Source organism: uncultured Sphingomonas sp., from assembly GCF_936927845.1.
In the GTDB taxonomy this organism is placed as follows: Bacteria; Pseudomonadota; Alphaproteobacteria; order Sphingomonadales; family Sphingomonadaceae; genus Sphingomonas.
Genome location: NZ_CAKZHV010000067.1, coordinates 25,165 through 40,393 on the forward strand (window position 1 = coordinate 25,165; position 15,229 = coordinate 40,393).

Here is a 15,229-nt window from a genome sequence, read left to right on the forward strand (position 1 = left end):
GTTCGACGTCACCGGATCGACTAGCGCATTCGCTATGGCCTGTCCATATTGGTCGGGCCAATCATCTGCCCATAAGGTGCGCCAGCGGTTCGGTCGGGTATGGCGCCGCGCTGCATGACCACCCACCCCGCCAGCTCATGACCCGCGCGCGCGGCTGCGCGCGGCGCTTGATCACCGAGCCGCGCGTGGAGATAGCCTGCGTTGAAGGCGTCGCCCGCGCCGCTGGTGTCGACCGGCGACAGCACCGCCGCGGGGCGCACCAGCGTCCCATTGACCAGGCAACCGTCCGCGCCGCGTTTCAGCGCCACTTCCCCAACGCCGGCGCGCGCCCAGCCATCGAGGATCGCGTTCGCCGCATCCGCCCCCGTCTCCGTCTCCGCCCCCCTCAGCGCTTCCTCGTCCTCCAGCGTGGGCAGCCCGATGTCGGCGACCGCCAATGCGTCGCGGTAGGCCGCGCGCGCGTCTTCTATGTCGGGCCACAAGGCTGGGCGGAAATTGGTGTCAAACGCGACCCGTCCCCCGTTGGCGCGCACCGCACGCGCGAGATCGAGCAGCGCGGCGCGTCCCGCGGCCGGCAGGATCGCGAGCGAGATCATCGAGAATACGAGCAGGTCAGCCCGCGCCGCCGCGGCGATCACGTCGGCGCTCCCCGGCAGCGCGAACACCTGCCGCGCCGCGCTGTCGCTGCGCCAATAGGTGAACTGCCGCTCGCCGCGGTGATCGTTGCTGATCGCGTACAGCCCCGGACGGCGCGCCGGGTCGGCCAGCAGGAACTCGCGCCGCAACCCTTCGCCGACCCACGCCGCGCGCAACTGGTCGCTGAACGGATCGGAACCCAGCGCGGTCAGGAAGCCGACGTCGTGCCCCAGCCGCGCGAGATGGATCGCGGTGTTGAGCGTATCGCCACCGTATGCGAGCGTCCACGCGCGCGGCTGACCCGCGGGCGACAGCTCGATCATCCCCTCTCCCACCACGACGATCGTCATTGTGCGCCTATCTTGCCTGACCAATGTCGCGGCTCTGGTAAAATGAGTCAGGCTTGGCTAGCAAGCGGCAACGTGGAAGGAGAGAGGATATGCGAGAAAGCGCCCCGATCATCACGCGCGATCCGCGCCGATGACCCGCCCGCTGCGCCTCCACCCCGACCGGCTGTTCGCGAGCGATCCGGTCCAGCGCGACATCGCGCGCACCTTGTACGCCGCGGTCGCCGACCTGCCGATCGTCTCGCCGCACGGCCACACCGACCCGCACTGGTTCGCGACCGACGCAGCATGGGAGAATGCGGCCGAGCTGCTGCTGACACCCGATCACTACATCTTTCGCATGCTCTACAGTCAGGGCGTGCCGCTCGAGGAGCTCGGCGTACCGTCGCGCGAAGGCGCGCCTGCGACCGACCCGCGCGCGGCGTGGCGGACCTTTGCCGCGCATTACCACCTGTTTCGCGGCACGCCGTCACGGTTGTGGCTCGACCATGTCTTTGCCGAGATCATGGGCTTCGACGTGCAGTTGGAGGCGGCGACCGCCGACCTTTATTACGACGCGATCGCCGAGAAACTGGCCTCGCCCGCCTTCCGCCCGCGCGCGCTGTTCGACCGGTTCGGGATCGAGCTGCTCGCCACCACCGAAGGCGCGGAAGCCGATCTGTCGGCGCATCACGCGATCCGCGCGTCGGGATGGGGCGGGCGCGTCGTCACCACATATCGCCCCGATGGCGTGATCGACGTCGAGCACGAACAATTCGCCCCCGCGATGGCGCGCTTCGCCGCGCTGACCGGCGAGGACGTGTGGTCGTGGCAAGGCTATCTCGCCGCGCATCGCCGCCGCCGCGCCGACTTCCGCGCTGCCGGCGCGACCGCGACCGATCACGGCCACCCCGCGGCCCGCACCGCCAACCTGTCCCCGCGCGAGGCCGAAGCCTTGTTCGCGCGCGTGACGGGCCCCGATCCCTCGCCCGAGGATGCCGACCTGTTCCGCGCGCAGATGCTGACCGAGATGGCGCGGATGAGCGTGGAGGACGGCATGGTGATGCAATTGCACCCGGGGTCGTTTCGCAACCACAATGCGGCATTGTTCGCCAGCCACGGCCGCGACAAGGGCGCCGACATCCCGATGCGGGTCGATTACGTGTCCGCGCTGAAGCCGCTGCTCGACGTGGTCGGCAACGAGCGCGATTTCACGCTGATCCTCTTCACGCTCGACGAATCGACCTACGCGCGTGAACTCGCCCCGCTGGCCGGCCATTACCCGTGCCTGCGGCTCGGCCCGGCGTGGTGGTTTCACGATTCGCCCGAGGGGATGCGGCGCTACCGCGAGATGACGACCGAGACCGCGGGCTTCTACAACACGGTCGGGTTCAACGACGACACGCGCGCGTTTCTGTCGATCCCCGCGCGCCACGATGTCGCGCGCCGCGTCGACTGCGCGTTTCTGGCCCGCCTGGTCGCCGAGCACCGGCTGGAAGACTGGGAGGCCGCCGAACTCGCGCACGAGCTGACGGTCGGGCTCGCACGCCGGGCATACCGGCTGTGAGGCTCTCGCCCGCCACGCTCTCGCGCCTGCCCGGTGACGTCGAACGCCCGGACTATGACCAGACCGCTCAGCGCCGCGGCATCGTCCACTTAGGCATCGGCGCATTCCACCGCGCGCACCAGGCCGCCAATACCGACCGCGCGATGGCGGCGGGCGACCGCGACTGGGCGATCACCGGCGTGTCGCTGCGCTCGCCGCAGGTGCACGACGCGCTCGCGCCGCAGGATGGCCTCTATACGCTAAGCGAGCGCGACGGATCGGCCGAGCGGACGCGCGTCATCGGCGCGATCCGCGACGTGCTGGTCGCGCCGCGCGATCCTGCCGCGGTCGTTGCCGCACTCGCCGCGCGCGACACGCGCGTCGTCACGCTGACGATCACCGAGAAAGGCTATCACCGCCGGCCCGACGGCACGCTCGATCCCGGTGTGGCGACCGGCGGCGCGCGCACGATCTATCATTATCTGCGCGATGCCTTTGCCGCGCGGCGTGCGGCCGGGCATGCCGGCATGACGTTGGTGTCGTGCGACAATCTGACCGCCAACGGCCCCGCGCTGCAGCGATCGATCGCCGAGTTCCTGCAGGTCACCACGCCCGATCTGCGCGCGTGGTTCGAGGCCGAGTGCGCGTGCCCGTCGACGATGGTCGATCGCATCGTTCCCGCCGTTACCCCAACCGAGATCGATGCGCTCGCGAACCGGCTCGGCGTCTGCGACGAGGCAGCGGTCTTCACCGAGCCGTTCCGTCAATGGGTGATCGAGGACCGTTTCGCCGCCCCGCGTCCGCGTTGGGAAGCGGGCGGTGCGCAATTCGTCGCCGATGTCGCTCCTTATGAAACCGCGAAGCTTCGCCTGCTCAACGGCGCGCATTCCACGCTCGCCTATCTCGGGCTCGCGCGCGGATTGTCGTTCGTCCACGAGGCGGTGGCCGACCCCGCGATCCGTCCGCTGGTCGAACGACTGATGCGGGTCGAGGCCGCGCCGACGATCGACGCCGCCGCCGGGCAGGACCTGCCCGCCTATATCGACGCGCTGCTGCACCGTTTCGCCAACCCGGCGCTCGCGCACCGGTTGGACCAGATCGCGACCGACGGCTCGCAGAAGATCGGCCCGCGCTGGTTAGAGCGACTGGCGAGCGCGCGCGGGCGTGACACGCCGTGCCAGGCGACGCTGCAGGCGCTCGCCGCCTGGATCGTGTTCGTGCGCGGCGACCGCGGCACCATCGCCGACCCGCTGGCCGATCGGCTCGCCGCGGCGTGGCGCGAGGCAGGCGCGGACGGGATCGCCGACGCGCTGTTCGCGCCCGCGGGCCTGCTTCCCGCCCCCGCGGCGCTCGACGAGACGCGCCGCGCCGCGCTGACGCAAATGGTGAAAGGCATGATCGACAGCCCGGATCGCTGACCGGCGGCCGTTCCGCACCGCGGACGCACGCCGCGGGTCAGACTTCGGCGAGCGCGCCCGCCGCGATGACGGGCCCGGTGGGCTGGCCGGTCGGTGAACCGCCACTGGGCTCGACCGAGATCGCCACCTGATCGCCCGCCACCGGCAGCATCGCGCGCGCCAGCCGCAGGCGCGACGCGGTCGCCGCGGGCAGCACGCCCAGCGAGATCGGCTTGCCGCCGGGTGCGATGCGCCATAGCTGACCGACCCGGTTCGCCGGCACCTCGATCGCGCCCGCGAGCCGAACCGTCGCCCGCTCGCGCTCGATCACGATTGTCACCGGCTTCGCATCTCCGCTGGTGGAGGCGAGTGACGCGACGAGCAGCGACGGCGCGCGCGCGATCACGGGTGGCGGGACCACTGGCGGCGGCGGCGTGACCACCCAGGCGACGATCGTGGCAGCGAGTGCGCCGAGCGCACCGCCGATGCCGATCCAGCGCCACCGCGCAGCCCGCCGCCCGTCCGCCGCTCTGCCGCGCAAAAGCTCGTCAAGCGCAGGCGTGTCGAGCACGGGCACCCCCAGGCGCGCGTCGATCCGCTCGCGCAGGTGCTCGGGCGGCGGCACGTCCGCCCCCGTCTCCAGCAGCGGCGCGAGCTGCTGCTGCCACCATTCCACCTCGCGCGCGAAGTTCACGTCATCGCTCGCCCGCGCCTCTGCGCGTGACCGTTCCTCGCCCGCCAGCAGCCCGATCGCCAGTTCGGCGGCGAGCAGGCGATCCTCATCCGTCATCGCGCATACACTCCCGCAGACGGATCAGCGCGCGACGGATCAGGCTTTTCATCGTTGGCAGCGGCACCGCCGATCGCTCGGCGACCTCGGCATAGGTCATTCCGTCGAGAAAGGCAGCGTGGATTGCGGCGCGCGGGCGATCGTCGAGGCTGCCGATACAATGGCGCAGCCGGCCGTGCTCCTCGGCGACCATCAGCAGACCGTCGGCGAGCAGGCTGTCGTCCGCGATCGCCGCTGCCGCGGCCTCGTCGGTCGGATCGCTCGACACCAGCGCGATCGGCCGTCTCGACCGCCGCCAGTCGAGCGCGCGGTTGCGCGCAATGGTGCACAGCCAGGTGACCGGATTGCCGCGCGCGGGCTCATATGCCCCCGCCCGCCGCCAGATAATGAGATATACCTCCTGCAACACGTCCTCGGCTGCCTGTCGTTCACCACAGATACGCAGGCAAATGCCGAAAAGCTTCGGCGAGGTCATGTCGTAGACATGGCGAAAAGCGCGCTGATCACCCGCTGCACTGTCAGCGAGTGCGGTGATCAGCGCCGTACGGCGTGCCAACGCGTCCGATTTATCGACCGTCATTTTTTATGACCGTGCCCGCATCCTAACCCTGATTAGCCCCGTATCTCCAAGCGCCCATGTGATGGAAGCCGTTCCGTGACGATTTTCGTGGGCTGGGAGGTGCCTAGTGACGATGCAGGACGTTCGAGCCGAGCAGGATCAACTGATCGAGACATTTGACGGGCGCGCGCGCCGCCGGGCGGATCGCCGTGCATTCTTCACCGCGGCACTCGGCGTCGCGGCGGTGGGCGGTGCCTTCGCCTACGCCGATCCCGCGCTGGCGCAGACGACGGTGACCGACAATGACGTGCTCAATTTCGCGCTGAACCTCGAATATCTCGAAGCGCAATTCTACCTCTACGCGGTCAATGGCACCGGGCTTGCCAGCAATCTCACCACCAGCGGCACCGGCGCGGCCGGCGGTACCGTCACCGGTGGCGCACAGGTCAACTTCTCGGGCGATCCGCTGGTCGGGGCCTATGCACGCGAGATCGCGGAAGACGAGCGCGCGCACGTCGCGTTCCTGCGCACCGCACTCGGCCAGGCGGCGGTGGCGATGCCCAACATCAACATCAGCTCCGATGCGAACGGCCCCTTCACCGCGGCGGCGCGCGCGGCAGGCGTGATCGGCGCGACCGAGACGTTCAATCCTTATTCCTCGCCGACCAATTTCCTGCTCGGCGCGTTCATCTTCGAGGACGTGGGCGTCACCGCCTACAAGGGCGCCGCCCCGCTGTTGAGCAACAAGACCTTCCTGGAGGCCGCCGCCGGCATCCTGGCCGTGGAAGCCTATCACGCCGCGATCGTGCGCACGACGCTCTACTCGAAGGGCGTGCAAGGGCTGATCGACGCGACCGAGAAGATTTCGAACGCGCGTGACACGCTCGACGGCAATCCGACGCTCGACGCGGTGCGCGGCATCGGCCCCGACGACGATCAGGGCATCGCACCCTCGGGCAGCGGCGCCACGCTGACCGCCAACCTTTCGCCACTCAACAGCAACGGCCTCGCCTACAGCCGCACGCCCGGCCAGGTGCTCAACATCGTGTACCTGAACGCCGGCACCGCGACGATGGGCGGCTTCTTCCCCAACGGCGTCAACGGAAACATCAAGTCGACCACCTGACGGGTGCTGCTTCGCTGATGTTCCACCGACGTTCTCAAGGAAAGTTTCACATGATCGACCCGTTCAAAGCCATCGAGATCCTCTCCGCCGCGGAGAACCGCCGCGCGGCGCGTCGCGGCTTCCTGAAGGCCGCCGGGGGCGGCGCGGTATTGCTGGGCGGCGCATCGCTGCTGTCGGCGTGTAAGGAGGACGAGAACTACCCACCGACGCCGCAGCCGACCCCGACCCCCACGCCGACCTCGGCCACGGTGTCGGACAGCGACATCCTGAACCTCGCGCTCAACCTCGAATATCTCGAAGCGCAATTCTACCTTTACGCGGTCAACGGCACCGGCCTGTCGGCGGCGCAGACCGCGAGCGGGACGGGAACCGCCGGCGGCACCGTCACCGGTGGCGCGCAGGTCAATTTCTCCGGTGATCCGGTCGTCGGCGCTTATGCGCGCGAGATCGCGGCGGACGAGGCGGCGCACGTGGCGTTCCTGCGCACCGCGCTCGGATCGGCTGCGGTGGCGATGCCCAACATCAACATCGACGGCGGCGCGAACGGCGCCTTCACCGCGGCAGCGCGCGCGGCCGGGGTGATCGGTGCGACCGACACGTTCAACCCTTACGCCTCGCCGGAGAACTTCCTGCTCGGCGCATTCCTCTTCGAGGACGTGGGCGTCACCGCCTACAAGGGCGCGGCGCCGCTGCTCAGCAACAAGACATACCTGGAGGCCGCGGCGGGCATCCTGGCGGCGGAGGCGTATCACGCCGGGATCGTGCGCACCGTGCTCTATGCCAAGGGCATGTCGACCGCGTCGCTCATCACCGCGACGACCAAGATCTCCGACGCGCGCGACCTGCTCGACGGCACGCCGACGAACGACGACGTGCGCGGCATCGGATCGGACGATGATCAGGGCCTGGTCGGCGCGAACAACGCCGCCAACCTGGTGCCCGCGAACGTCAACGGGATCACGTACAGCCGCAATAGCCAGCAGGTGCACAACATCGTGTACCTGAACGCGACCGGCGCCAACCGGACCGGCGGCGGCTTCTTCCCCAACGGCACCAACAACCCCAACGCGTCGCTGCGCGTCGGCTTGGGATGATGCCTCAGGTGCTCGGGCGATCCGCGATCGCCTGAGCACCGCCTCTTTGCATCGTCGCGTGGCATTCGAAGCGTCGGAGATCGGACGCAGCACCCGCCCCGATGGTAGCACGGCGGTCGTGGCTGTTGCCCAGGGTCGCCGTCAGACCTCCAGTCCGACGAAGATCGCGCCGGTCTCGCGCCGGTTCTGCGCCACCTCGAACGCTTCGTTGATGCGTTCGAGCGGGAACCGGTGGGTGATCAGCTCCTGCGTCTTCAGCTTGCCCTTCGCTACCAGCTCCAACACCGTCACCTGCTCCGCGTCGATGTCGTGGAAGGCGAAGCTCGCACTCGGGATCAGCGTGATCTCCGACATCTGAATACGCTGCCATTCGAGCGGGATCGTCGTCTCGCCCGCGTCGAACCCGCCGACGATCACCACCCTGCCGCCACGCCGCACCAGCCGGGTCGCCAGCGGCAGCGTTTCCGGCATCGAGGTGCCGCCCGCGCATTCGAACACCACGTCGGCGCCGCGCCCGCCGGTCATCGCCATCACCGCGTCGTGCGGATCACGCTCGGCCGAGTTGACGACGCGGTCGGCGCCCAGCCGCTCGGCGAGCGCCAGCGCGTGCGGCACGGTGTCGATGATCAGCACGTCGGCGCCGCTCGCTTTCGCGAGCATCGTCTGCGCCAGCCCGATCGGCCCCGCCCCGATGATCGCGACGCGCGCGTTGATGGTCAGCCCCGACAGATGCTGCGCGTGGAGCGCGACCGCATAGGTATCGAGCAGCGCGGCGTCATCGAACCCGACATGGTCGGGCAGCGGGTGGAACTTGTGCGCCGGGCCGACGACATATTCGGCATAAGCGCGCGACACGCTCGCGCGCCGCGTGGGATAGAGATCGGGGCAGCGATTGTATTGCTGCACGCGACACCATTCGCACTGCCCGCAGCCCAGCACCGATTCGATCAGCACGCGGTCGCCGACCGCGACGTTCGTCACATCACCGCCGACCTCGACCACTTGGCCCGCGAGCTCGTGGCCCATGATGCAGCAGTGCAGCTCCTCCTCCGCCTTTTGCCAGTGGCGCAGGTCGGTGCCGCAGATACCCGCCATTCGCACGCGCGCCTTGACCCAATCGGCGGCGGGCAGCACCGGCTCGTCCACCTGCCGGATCTCGAAGCGACCATCGGCGGTCTTGAGCGCGGCTTTCATCACAGAACTCCCAGGAATGCGGCGCCGGGCACGTCGGCGCGGGCGATGACCGCGCCCGGCACACCATCGTCACCGAGCGGCAGCAGCGTGACGCCGCCCGCCTGCTCGTGCGCGACCAGCAGGTGGCCCGCGTCGATCAACAGGAAGCGCGGCGAGGCGCCGCCGCTATGCGGCACCGCCAGCAGGTGAAGGTCGCCGGCATCGTCGATCGCGAAGGTGGCGACGCTGTCGTGGCCGCGGTTGCTGACGAACAGGCGGTCGCCGCGAAGCAGGATCGCGCCGCCCAGCGTGTCGCCCCGCTCGACGCCGTCCGGCAGGGTCGCGTGGATGCGCCGCTGTTGCAACGTTCCGTCGTCCGCGACATCGAGCACGGTGATCGTCGCGGCGAGTTCGCTGACGAGATAGACCACAGACAGTGTCGGGTGGAACGCGATCTGCCGCGGACCGGAGCCGGGCGGCGCCTGGTAAGCGACGCGCGGAGCGGCGAGCGCGTGATCGTCGGGGCCGAACACCAATAGCTGATCGGTGCCGAGATCGGTCACGTACAATCGTCCCGCCGCGTCGAAGCCGACCCAGTGCGCGTGCGGGCCGTCCTGCCGCTCGGCATTCGATCCACCCCCGTGATGCTGGTAGCGCGCGGGCGGCGAACAGGGCGCGCCATCGCCGTCGAGCGCGAACAGCGCAATAGTCCCGCTGCCGTAATGCGCGACCGCGAGGTGACGACGGTCGGCCGCGAGCGCGAGATGGCATGGCTGCTCGCCACCCGACGGCACGCGCGCGCGCTCGCGCCAATCGCGCGCTGCGTCGAGCAGCACCAGCTCGCCCGCCATCTCATCGACGAAGAACCAGCCCGTGCCCGTCACATCCGCGATGCCGGCCGACACGTTGCGCACCGGCGCGACGACATCGCTGACCAAGAGGCTGCCTGGGCCATGTTCCAGCAGGTACAGTCCCTCGGTACCCGCCTCGGCATAGCCACCCGCGATCACCCGCTGCATCCACCTGTACCCGACCGGTATCAGACCTTCGCCGCGCTCGACCCTGCCTCGGCGTAGAGGCTGGCGTAACGGCGCGTGACCATCGGCAGCGACTCATCGATCCACGTGGCCATCGCTTCCTCTTCGGCCAGCGATTGGCGCAGCAGCGGCAGCGCGTTGGGGAAGCCGCCGTCCTCGGCCATGACCAGCAACGATTTGTACGCCGCGATCTCGAAATGCTCGAAGGCGTAATTGGCGAAGCTGTTCTTGACGATCTCGTCGCCCGCCGCGCTGTGGACGATCGCGGCCATGCTGCCCGACATGCTCAGCCCCATGTCCTTCAATGCCGATCCGCTGGTCGCGAAGCCGTCCAGGATTTCGTCGAGCCGCGCGATCTGCGCATTGGTTTCCTCGATGTGGAGCCGCAACCGGTCGGCAACCTCGGGATAATTGACGATGCGCGACACCTGCGGCGTCATGATCGACAGCGCCTGCTTCTCAACTGCGTGCGCGTTGGTCAAACCGGTCACGAACAGGTCGCGCATGGTGTCTCATGCTGTCGCCATTGGGTTCACTCCTGATTGTGTGAACCGTTCAGACGCGCAACGATCACGCACCGATCCGCCCAATTTCCCCTATTTCACAGCAACATGGATCAGGTAGTCCGCACGCAACCGCGTACCCGGACGCAACGTTGCGTGCCGTAATGAGCCTGTCTCCACAGCCTGAGGTAACGCCTGCTGAGCAGGAGCGTGGGCTGCGGCTGCTCATCATTGAGGCGGTGTTCTCGGGCGGCGCGGCGGCGCTGACTACGGGTGTCATCCTGACCGCCTTCGCGCTTCATCTGGGCGCATCGACCGCGATGGTTGGCGTGCTCGCGAGCATTCCCTTTCTCGCGCAACTGCTGCAACTGCCCGCGATCCAGCTGGTCGAACGCTGGCGGCGGCGCAAGCAGATCGCGGTGGTATCCAGCCTGATCGGGCGGACGATGCTGGCGGTGATGGCCGCCGCGGCATTCTTCCACGGCACCGTGCCGCTCGCAGTGTTCCTGGTCGCGCAGGCCATCCTGTGCGGGCTGGGCGCGGTCGGCAGTTGTGCGTGGAACGCCTGGATGCGCGATCTGGCACCCGAGGAGCGGCTGGGTCAGTTGTTTGCGCGCCGCACGGTGTGGCTGACGGCGATCAGCCTGGCGCTCGGCCTCGTCGCCGCGCTGGCGCTCGACGTGACGAAGCCGGGTTCACCGCAGCGCGCCCTCGTGTTCGCGGGCATGTTCGCGATCGGCTGCGTCACCGGGCTCGCCAGCGCGCGCGTCGTCGCGATGATGCCCGAACCCGCCATGCTGCCCGCGACGATCCGGCTCGACCTGCGTCAATTGCTGCGCCAACCGCTCGGCGACCTCAATTTCCGCCGCTTGCTGGTGTTCGTGGCGAGCTGGCAGTTCGCGATCAATCTTGCGACGCCGTTCTTCACCGTGTTCATCGTGCGCCAGTTGCACTTCAACATCAGCTTCGTGCTGCTGTTGAGCGTCGCGAGCCAGATCGCCAACATCCTGGCGCTCAGGTCGTGGGGCACGCTGAGCGATCGGTTCGCCAACAAGTCGGTGCTCGCGGTGTGCGCGCCGGCGTACATCCTCGCCATCGTCGCGATGATCGGGGCGTCGCAATTGGGTGATCGCACCGCGGTCAAGCTGTGGCTGGTGCTGCTCCACCTTGTCATGGGCGCGACGATCGCGGGGGTGACGCTGACGAGCACCAACATCGCGCTGAAGCTGTCGCCCAAGGGATCGGCTACCGCCTATGTCGCGACCAACGCGATGGTGACCGCGATTGCGGCCGGTCTGGCGCCGATCCTGGGCGGGTTGCTGGCGGAATTCTTCGCCAAACGTCGATTGGAGCTGGTGGCGCGCTGGACCGGCCCGAACGGCGATCTGGCGCTGCCGATCGTGCTCAGCCAGTGGGATTTCTACTTTCTGATCGCAGGGATCATCGGGCTCTACGCGGTGCACCGGCTGTCGCTGGTCGAGGAACGCGGCGAGATCGAGCGGCGTGAGATGGTGGGGCAGTTGCTCAACGAGACACGCCGCACCATCCGCAACATTTCCAGCGTTGCAGGGCTGCGCGCGGCGACCGACCTGCCCGGCGCGCTGTTGCGTGATGCGCGGCTGCGCGCCCGGTTGCGCCGCGCACAAGCGGCGAAACAGCGCGGCCGACAATCTGCCTAGCCTGTATTAGCAACATGCTGGAGAGCCAGGCACAAGCCGGAACTCCCCTGCCCCGCGGCGCTTCACATGGCATCTGTCCCAAGGCGGCAAAGGCAATGTCGAACATCGCAACCATCGAGGCACCCACTCCGGTCAGCCCGCATGCGCTCGCGCTCGCGGCGGTGTTGCGCGAGGGCGGCAAGCCGCTGCACCGCTTCGACATCGGCGAGCTCTCGGTCGAAGTGCGGACGACCCACGATTCGGTGTTCGCGATCGTGCGGCGTGCGGGGGCAGGCGGGCTCGCGATCCGCGCGGCATATCTGACGGTCCCGTTCGAGGCGCAGGCGGTGCGCGCGTCACCGGGCGAGGCGGCGCGCTTGCGCCTGACGAGCGCGATAGGCGAGCATGTCATCAGCGTCACCGCGCGCCACGACGCGCTGGAGCATCTTCGGATCACCACGCGCTTCACGCCCATGCAAGCAATGGTGCTGCCGTTCGCACCGCGCGACCTGTATCCGCTCGGCAAGAATGACGATCCGCTGGACGTGCAAGGCAATGTCGAGGCGTTGCAGCGCGGGATCAACACCGGGCTGCTGTATTTCAGCATCGACGAACCCGCGTTCGGCAATGTGCTCTACGTTCAGAACCTGACTGCCTCGAACGATTACTTCCGCGCGACGGGCACCAAGCCTCGCGAGGCGGTGGGCGGTGCGTGGCCCGAGCTCGGCTACGACCTGCCGGTGCCATCATCCAAGGCCGATCCGAACGAGGTCGCGCTGCACGCCGGCGAGGTGGTGACGCTGTCCGACACGATCCTGGTGTTCCGCCACGACGCGCCCCCGCACGAGCGCGAGTCGGCGCGGCGTTTCATTCAGATGCTCGGCAGCGCGTATCGGATGCTCGAGCTGCCGCCGGTCGAGTATCGCGACTGGGTCGATCGCGCCGAGCGCTCGGCGCGCGACCTAGACGAAGCGCCCGAGGCGACGATCCGCCATTACGGCCACCGCTACGTCCACCCTTATGTCGCCGCCGAATATCCCGATGTGATGGTGCAGATGTCGGTCGTCGCCGCGCTGCACGACTGGGGCAAATGGCGCGGCGAACCGCACCCGCTGGAGGCCGAGTTCAAGGCCGGCGTGCGCAAGTTCTTCGACCCAAAGCTCGGCACGCTTCGTCGCTACCTGCCCAACGTCGGCGACGACAAGAACGCCGACGCGGTCGACAGTTGGTACCTCTACCATCCGCTGATCAACCTAGGCGCGCTGGCGCTGGACGGCGACGAGGACGCGCGGGCGCTGTTTCTCGACGGGATCGATTATGCGGTGAAGGCAGCCCGGCATTTCGACTATCGCTGGCCGGTCCAGTTCGACGTGACCGATTTCTCGATCATCGAGGAAACCGCGCCGGTCGACGGACGCGGGCAGACCGATGTCGGCGGCATCTACGCCTGGCTGATGCTGCAAGCGTTCGAGCTGACCGACGACAAGGCGTTCCTTGACGAAGCACGCGCCGCGATCGACGCGGCGATGGGGCTGCGGTTCAACATCAACTATCAGGCGAACCTGACCGCCTGGGGCGCGGCGGCGTGCATGCGGCTGTGGCGGATCACCAACCGCGACGTGTATCTGGAACAGAGCTACGTTTATCTCGCCAGCTTCCTGCACAATGCGGTGATCTGGGACAGCAAGCTGGATCACGCCGCGACGTACGAGACGTTCATGGGCGTCACCTGCCTTCAGGACGCGCCGTACATGGCGATGTACGAGTGTTTCGACAGCTTCGTCGCGTTCGAACATTACCTGAGCGACAGCGGCCCCGATCTCGATCCCGAGGCACGGATGCTGATTGCCGAATATTGCAAATATGCATTGTCGCGCGCGTGGTTCTATTATCCCGATGCGCTGCCGCGCGAGGCGATCGCCGACAAGCAGCGCGAGCCCAACGGCCACGTCGACCGCGCGCTCTCCTTTCCGCTCGAGGATCTGTACCCCGACGGGCAGCAGGCGGGGCAGGTCGGGCAGGAAGTGTACGGCGCGGGCGCGGCGTTCATCTTCGCCTCGCGCGCGTTCCACCGTATCGACGGCGCGCCGTTCCTCTTGTTCTGCGACAATCTGCTGCGCGCGGTGGAGCGGACCGGCGACCGCGTGCTGACGATCCACCTCGACGGTGGCGACACCTGCGTCGCGAACCTGCGGCTGGTGCGATCGAAGCGCCAGCATCTGACCAAGAGTACGCTGACCACCGCGGGCGGCGACGCGATCCGTGCACATGCGACAACGCGCGACCGCGTCGACTATCACGTGCCCGCGAACGGCCGGCTGATCCTGACCTGGGAGTGACCATGAGCATCGACACCACCAATCTCGCCGGCAAGCGCATATTGCTGACCGGCGGCACGACGGGCATCGGCCGTGCGACGCTGCTGCGGCTGGTGGCGGCGGGCGCGCACGTGCTGACGTTCGGGCGGCATCAGTCCGCGCTCGACGATGCGCTGTCGGCCGCGGACGGTGCGCACGCACCGATCGGCATCGTCGCCGACAGCGCAACGCGTGAGGGCATCGAGACGGTGTTCGCTGCGGTTGACGAGCGATTGGGCGGCATCGACATGCTGGTCGCGTGCGCAGCACTCGGCGCGCAGCCGATCCACGAAATGGCCGACGACGACTGGCGCTACGTGATCGACGCCAATCTCACCGGCTATCTCGCCTGCGCGCGCGGCGCGATCCTGCGGATGGAGGAAGCGGGCGGGCACCTGCTGTTCGTCGGATCGATCAGCACCGAGATCAAGGCGGCGGGCGAGAGCGTCTATGCCGCGACCAAGGCCGGCATCCAGGCCTTTGCCGAGACACTGCGCAAGGAGGTCGCCGACAAGGGGATCAAGGTCAGCGTGATCCAGCCCGGATCGGTCGACACCGAGATGCAGGAATGCAGCGACGAGGAGAAACGCGCGGCAGTGTCGGCGGGCAAGATGCTGGTTGCCGACGAGGTGGCGGACGCGATCCTGTTCGTGCTCACCCGCTCGCGGACGTGCGACGTCGTCAATCTCAGGATCGAGCCGCTTATCCAAAAGACGAGCTGATCCGCGCCTGACCTTCATCACCGTGCCAACGAATTGCGCGATTGGTGATGACGGTGGGTAAGGTGTTGGGCAGAGGCTCGATCGCGAGCAGCCGGCAGCGGCCCGCCCGCCACGCCAATCGCTCGGCAAACGGGAACAATGAACGCGCAAACCGACCGCTGCACGGGCAATCCCGCCGGCGCGACGCTGACCTTGGCGGCTGGGGTGTCGCCCACGTAAACAGATCTGGCATTATGCGGCGGGCAGCCAGACACCCGCCGCCAAGTCCATCCCAGTGACAATGCCACAGTGACGGTACACGGCGA

The 15,229-nt window shown here is 68.1% G+C and carries 13 protein-coding genes; 7 read left to right on the plus strand and 6 right to left on the minus strand.

The window, feature by feature from the left end; all coding sequences use genetic code 11:
• Positions 1 to 32 precede the first annotated feature (32 nt).
• Positions 33 to 986, minus strand: a complete 954-nt coding sequence (locus tag Q0579_RS14970) for a sugar kinase (RefSeq protein ID WP_298813798.1) — start codon at positions 984 to 986, stop codon at positions 33 to 35.
• 130 nt (positions 987 to 1,116) lie between these two features.
• Here Q0579_RS14970 and uxaC point away from each other — a divergent pair, with 130 nt between their 5' ends.
• Positions 1,117 to 2,529: a glucuronate isomerase gene (uxaC, locus tag Q0579_RS14975; RefSeq protein WP_298813800.1), complete on the plus strand. Its 1,413-nt coding sequence runs from the start codon at positions 1,117 to 1,119 to the stop codon at positions 2,527 to 2,529.
• Positions 2,526 to 3,926 (plus strand): mannitol dehydrogenase family protein, encoded by a 1,401-nt coding sequence (locus tag Q0579_RS14980; protein ID WP_298813802.1) that lies wholly within the window; start codon positions 2,526 to 2,528, stop codon positions 3,924 to 3,926. The genes uxaC and Q0579_RS14980 overlap by 4 nt, the downstream gene beginning before the upstream one ends.
• Before the next feature lie 37 nt (positions 3,927 to 3,963).
• Here Q0579_RS14980 and Q0579_RS14985 read toward each other — a convergent pair whose 3' ends face one another.
• Both Q0579_RS14985 and Q0579_RS14990 read right to left on the minus strand, forming a co-directional pair.
• Positions 3,964 to 4,695 (minus strand): anti-sigma factor, encoded by a 732-nt coding sequence (locus tag Q0579_RS14985; RefSeq protein ID WP_298813804.1) that lies wholly within the window; start codon positions 4,693 to 4,695, stop codon positions 3,964 to 3,966.
• Positions 4,685 to 5,251 (minus strand): sigma-70 family RNA polymerase sigma factor, encoded by a 567-nt coding sequence (locus Q0579_RS14990; RefSeq protein ID WP_298813806.1) that lies wholly within the window; start codon positions 5,249 to 5,251, stop codon positions 4,685 to 4,687. Before Q0579_RS14990 ends, Q0579_RS14985 begins: the two co-directional genes overlap by 11 nt.
• Before the next feature lie 136 nt (positions 5,252 to 5,387).
• Here Q0579_RS14990 and Q0579_RS14995 point away from each other — a divergent pair, with 136 nt between their 5' ends.
• Complete coding sequence (locus tag Q0579_RS14995; RefSeq protein ID WP_298814128.1) at positions 5,388 to 6,380, plus strand: ferritin-like domain-containing protein; 993 nt, start codon at positions 5,388 to 5,390, stop codon at positions 6,378 to 6,380.
• 50 nt (positions 6,381 to 6,430) lie between these two features.
• Complete coding sequence (locus tag Q0579_RS15000) at positions 6,431 to 7,474, plus strand: ferritin-like domain-containing protein (RefSeq protein ID WP_298813808.1); 1,044 nt, start codon at positions 6,431 to 6,433, stop codon at positions 7,472 to 7,474.
• Between the two features lie 141 nt (positions 7,475 to 7,615).
• On the opposite strand, the gene Q0579_RS15005 is transcribed toward Q0579_RS15000, so the two are convergent.
• Genes Q0579_RS15005 through Q0579_RS15015 form a run of 3 tightly spaced genes read right to left on the minus strand, consistent with a single transcriptional unit; the run spans position 7,616 to position 10,190 of the window.
• Positions 7,616 to 8,668: a zinc-binding dehydrogenase gene (locus tag Q0579_RS15005; protein ID WP_298813811.1), complete on the minus strand. Its 1,053-nt coding sequence runs from the start codon at positions 8,666 to 8,668 to the stop codon at positions 7,616 to 7,618.
• Positions 8,668 to 9,666 carry a beta-propeller fold lactonase family protein gene (locus Q0579_RS15010; RefSeq protein WP_298813813.1) on the minus strand — a complete coding sequence of 333 codons (999 nt, stop codon included), beginning with the start codon at positions 9,664 to 9,666 and terminating at the stop codon, positions 8,668 to 8,670. The genes Q0579_RS15005 and Q0579_RS15010 overlap by 1 nt, the downstream gene beginning before the upstream one ends.
• Positions 9,667 to 9,686: 20 nt before the next feature.
• Positions 9,687 to 10,190 carry a ferritin-like domain-containing protein gene (locus tag Q0579_RS15015; protein ID WP_298813814.1) on the minus strand — a complete coding sequence of 168 codons (504 nt, stop codon included), beginning with the start codon at positions 10,188 to 10,190 and terminating at the stop codon, positions 9,687 to 9,689.
• A gap of 161 nt (positions 10,191 to 10,351) precedes the next feature.
• Between Q0579_RS15015 and Q0579_RS15020 the strand changes: the two genes are divergently transcribed.
• From Q0579_RS15020 to Q0579_RS15030, 3 genes are all read left to right on the plus strand, one after another.
• A complete protein-coding gene (locus Q0579_RS15020; protein ID WP_298813815.1) occupies positions 10,352 to 11,866 on the plus strand; it encodes an MFS transporter in 1,515 nt (504 codons plus the stop codon).
• 95 nt (positions 11,867 to 11,961) lie between these two features.
• Positions 11,962 to 14,184, plus strand: coding sequence for a hypothetical protein (locus tag Q0579_RS15025; RefSeq protein ID WP_298813816.1), 2,223 nt, complete (start codon positions 11,962 to 11,964; stop codon positions 14,182 to 14,184).
• 2 nt (positions 14,185 to 14,186) lie between these two features.
• Positions 14,187 to 14,924 carry an SDR family oxidoreductase gene (locus Q0579_RS15030; protein ID WP_298813817.1) on the plus strand — a complete coding sequence of 246 codons (738 nt, stop codon included), beginning with the start codon at positions 14,187 to 14,189 and terminating at the stop codon, positions 14,922 to 14,924.
• Positions 14,925 to 15,229 lie beyond the last annotated feature (305 nt).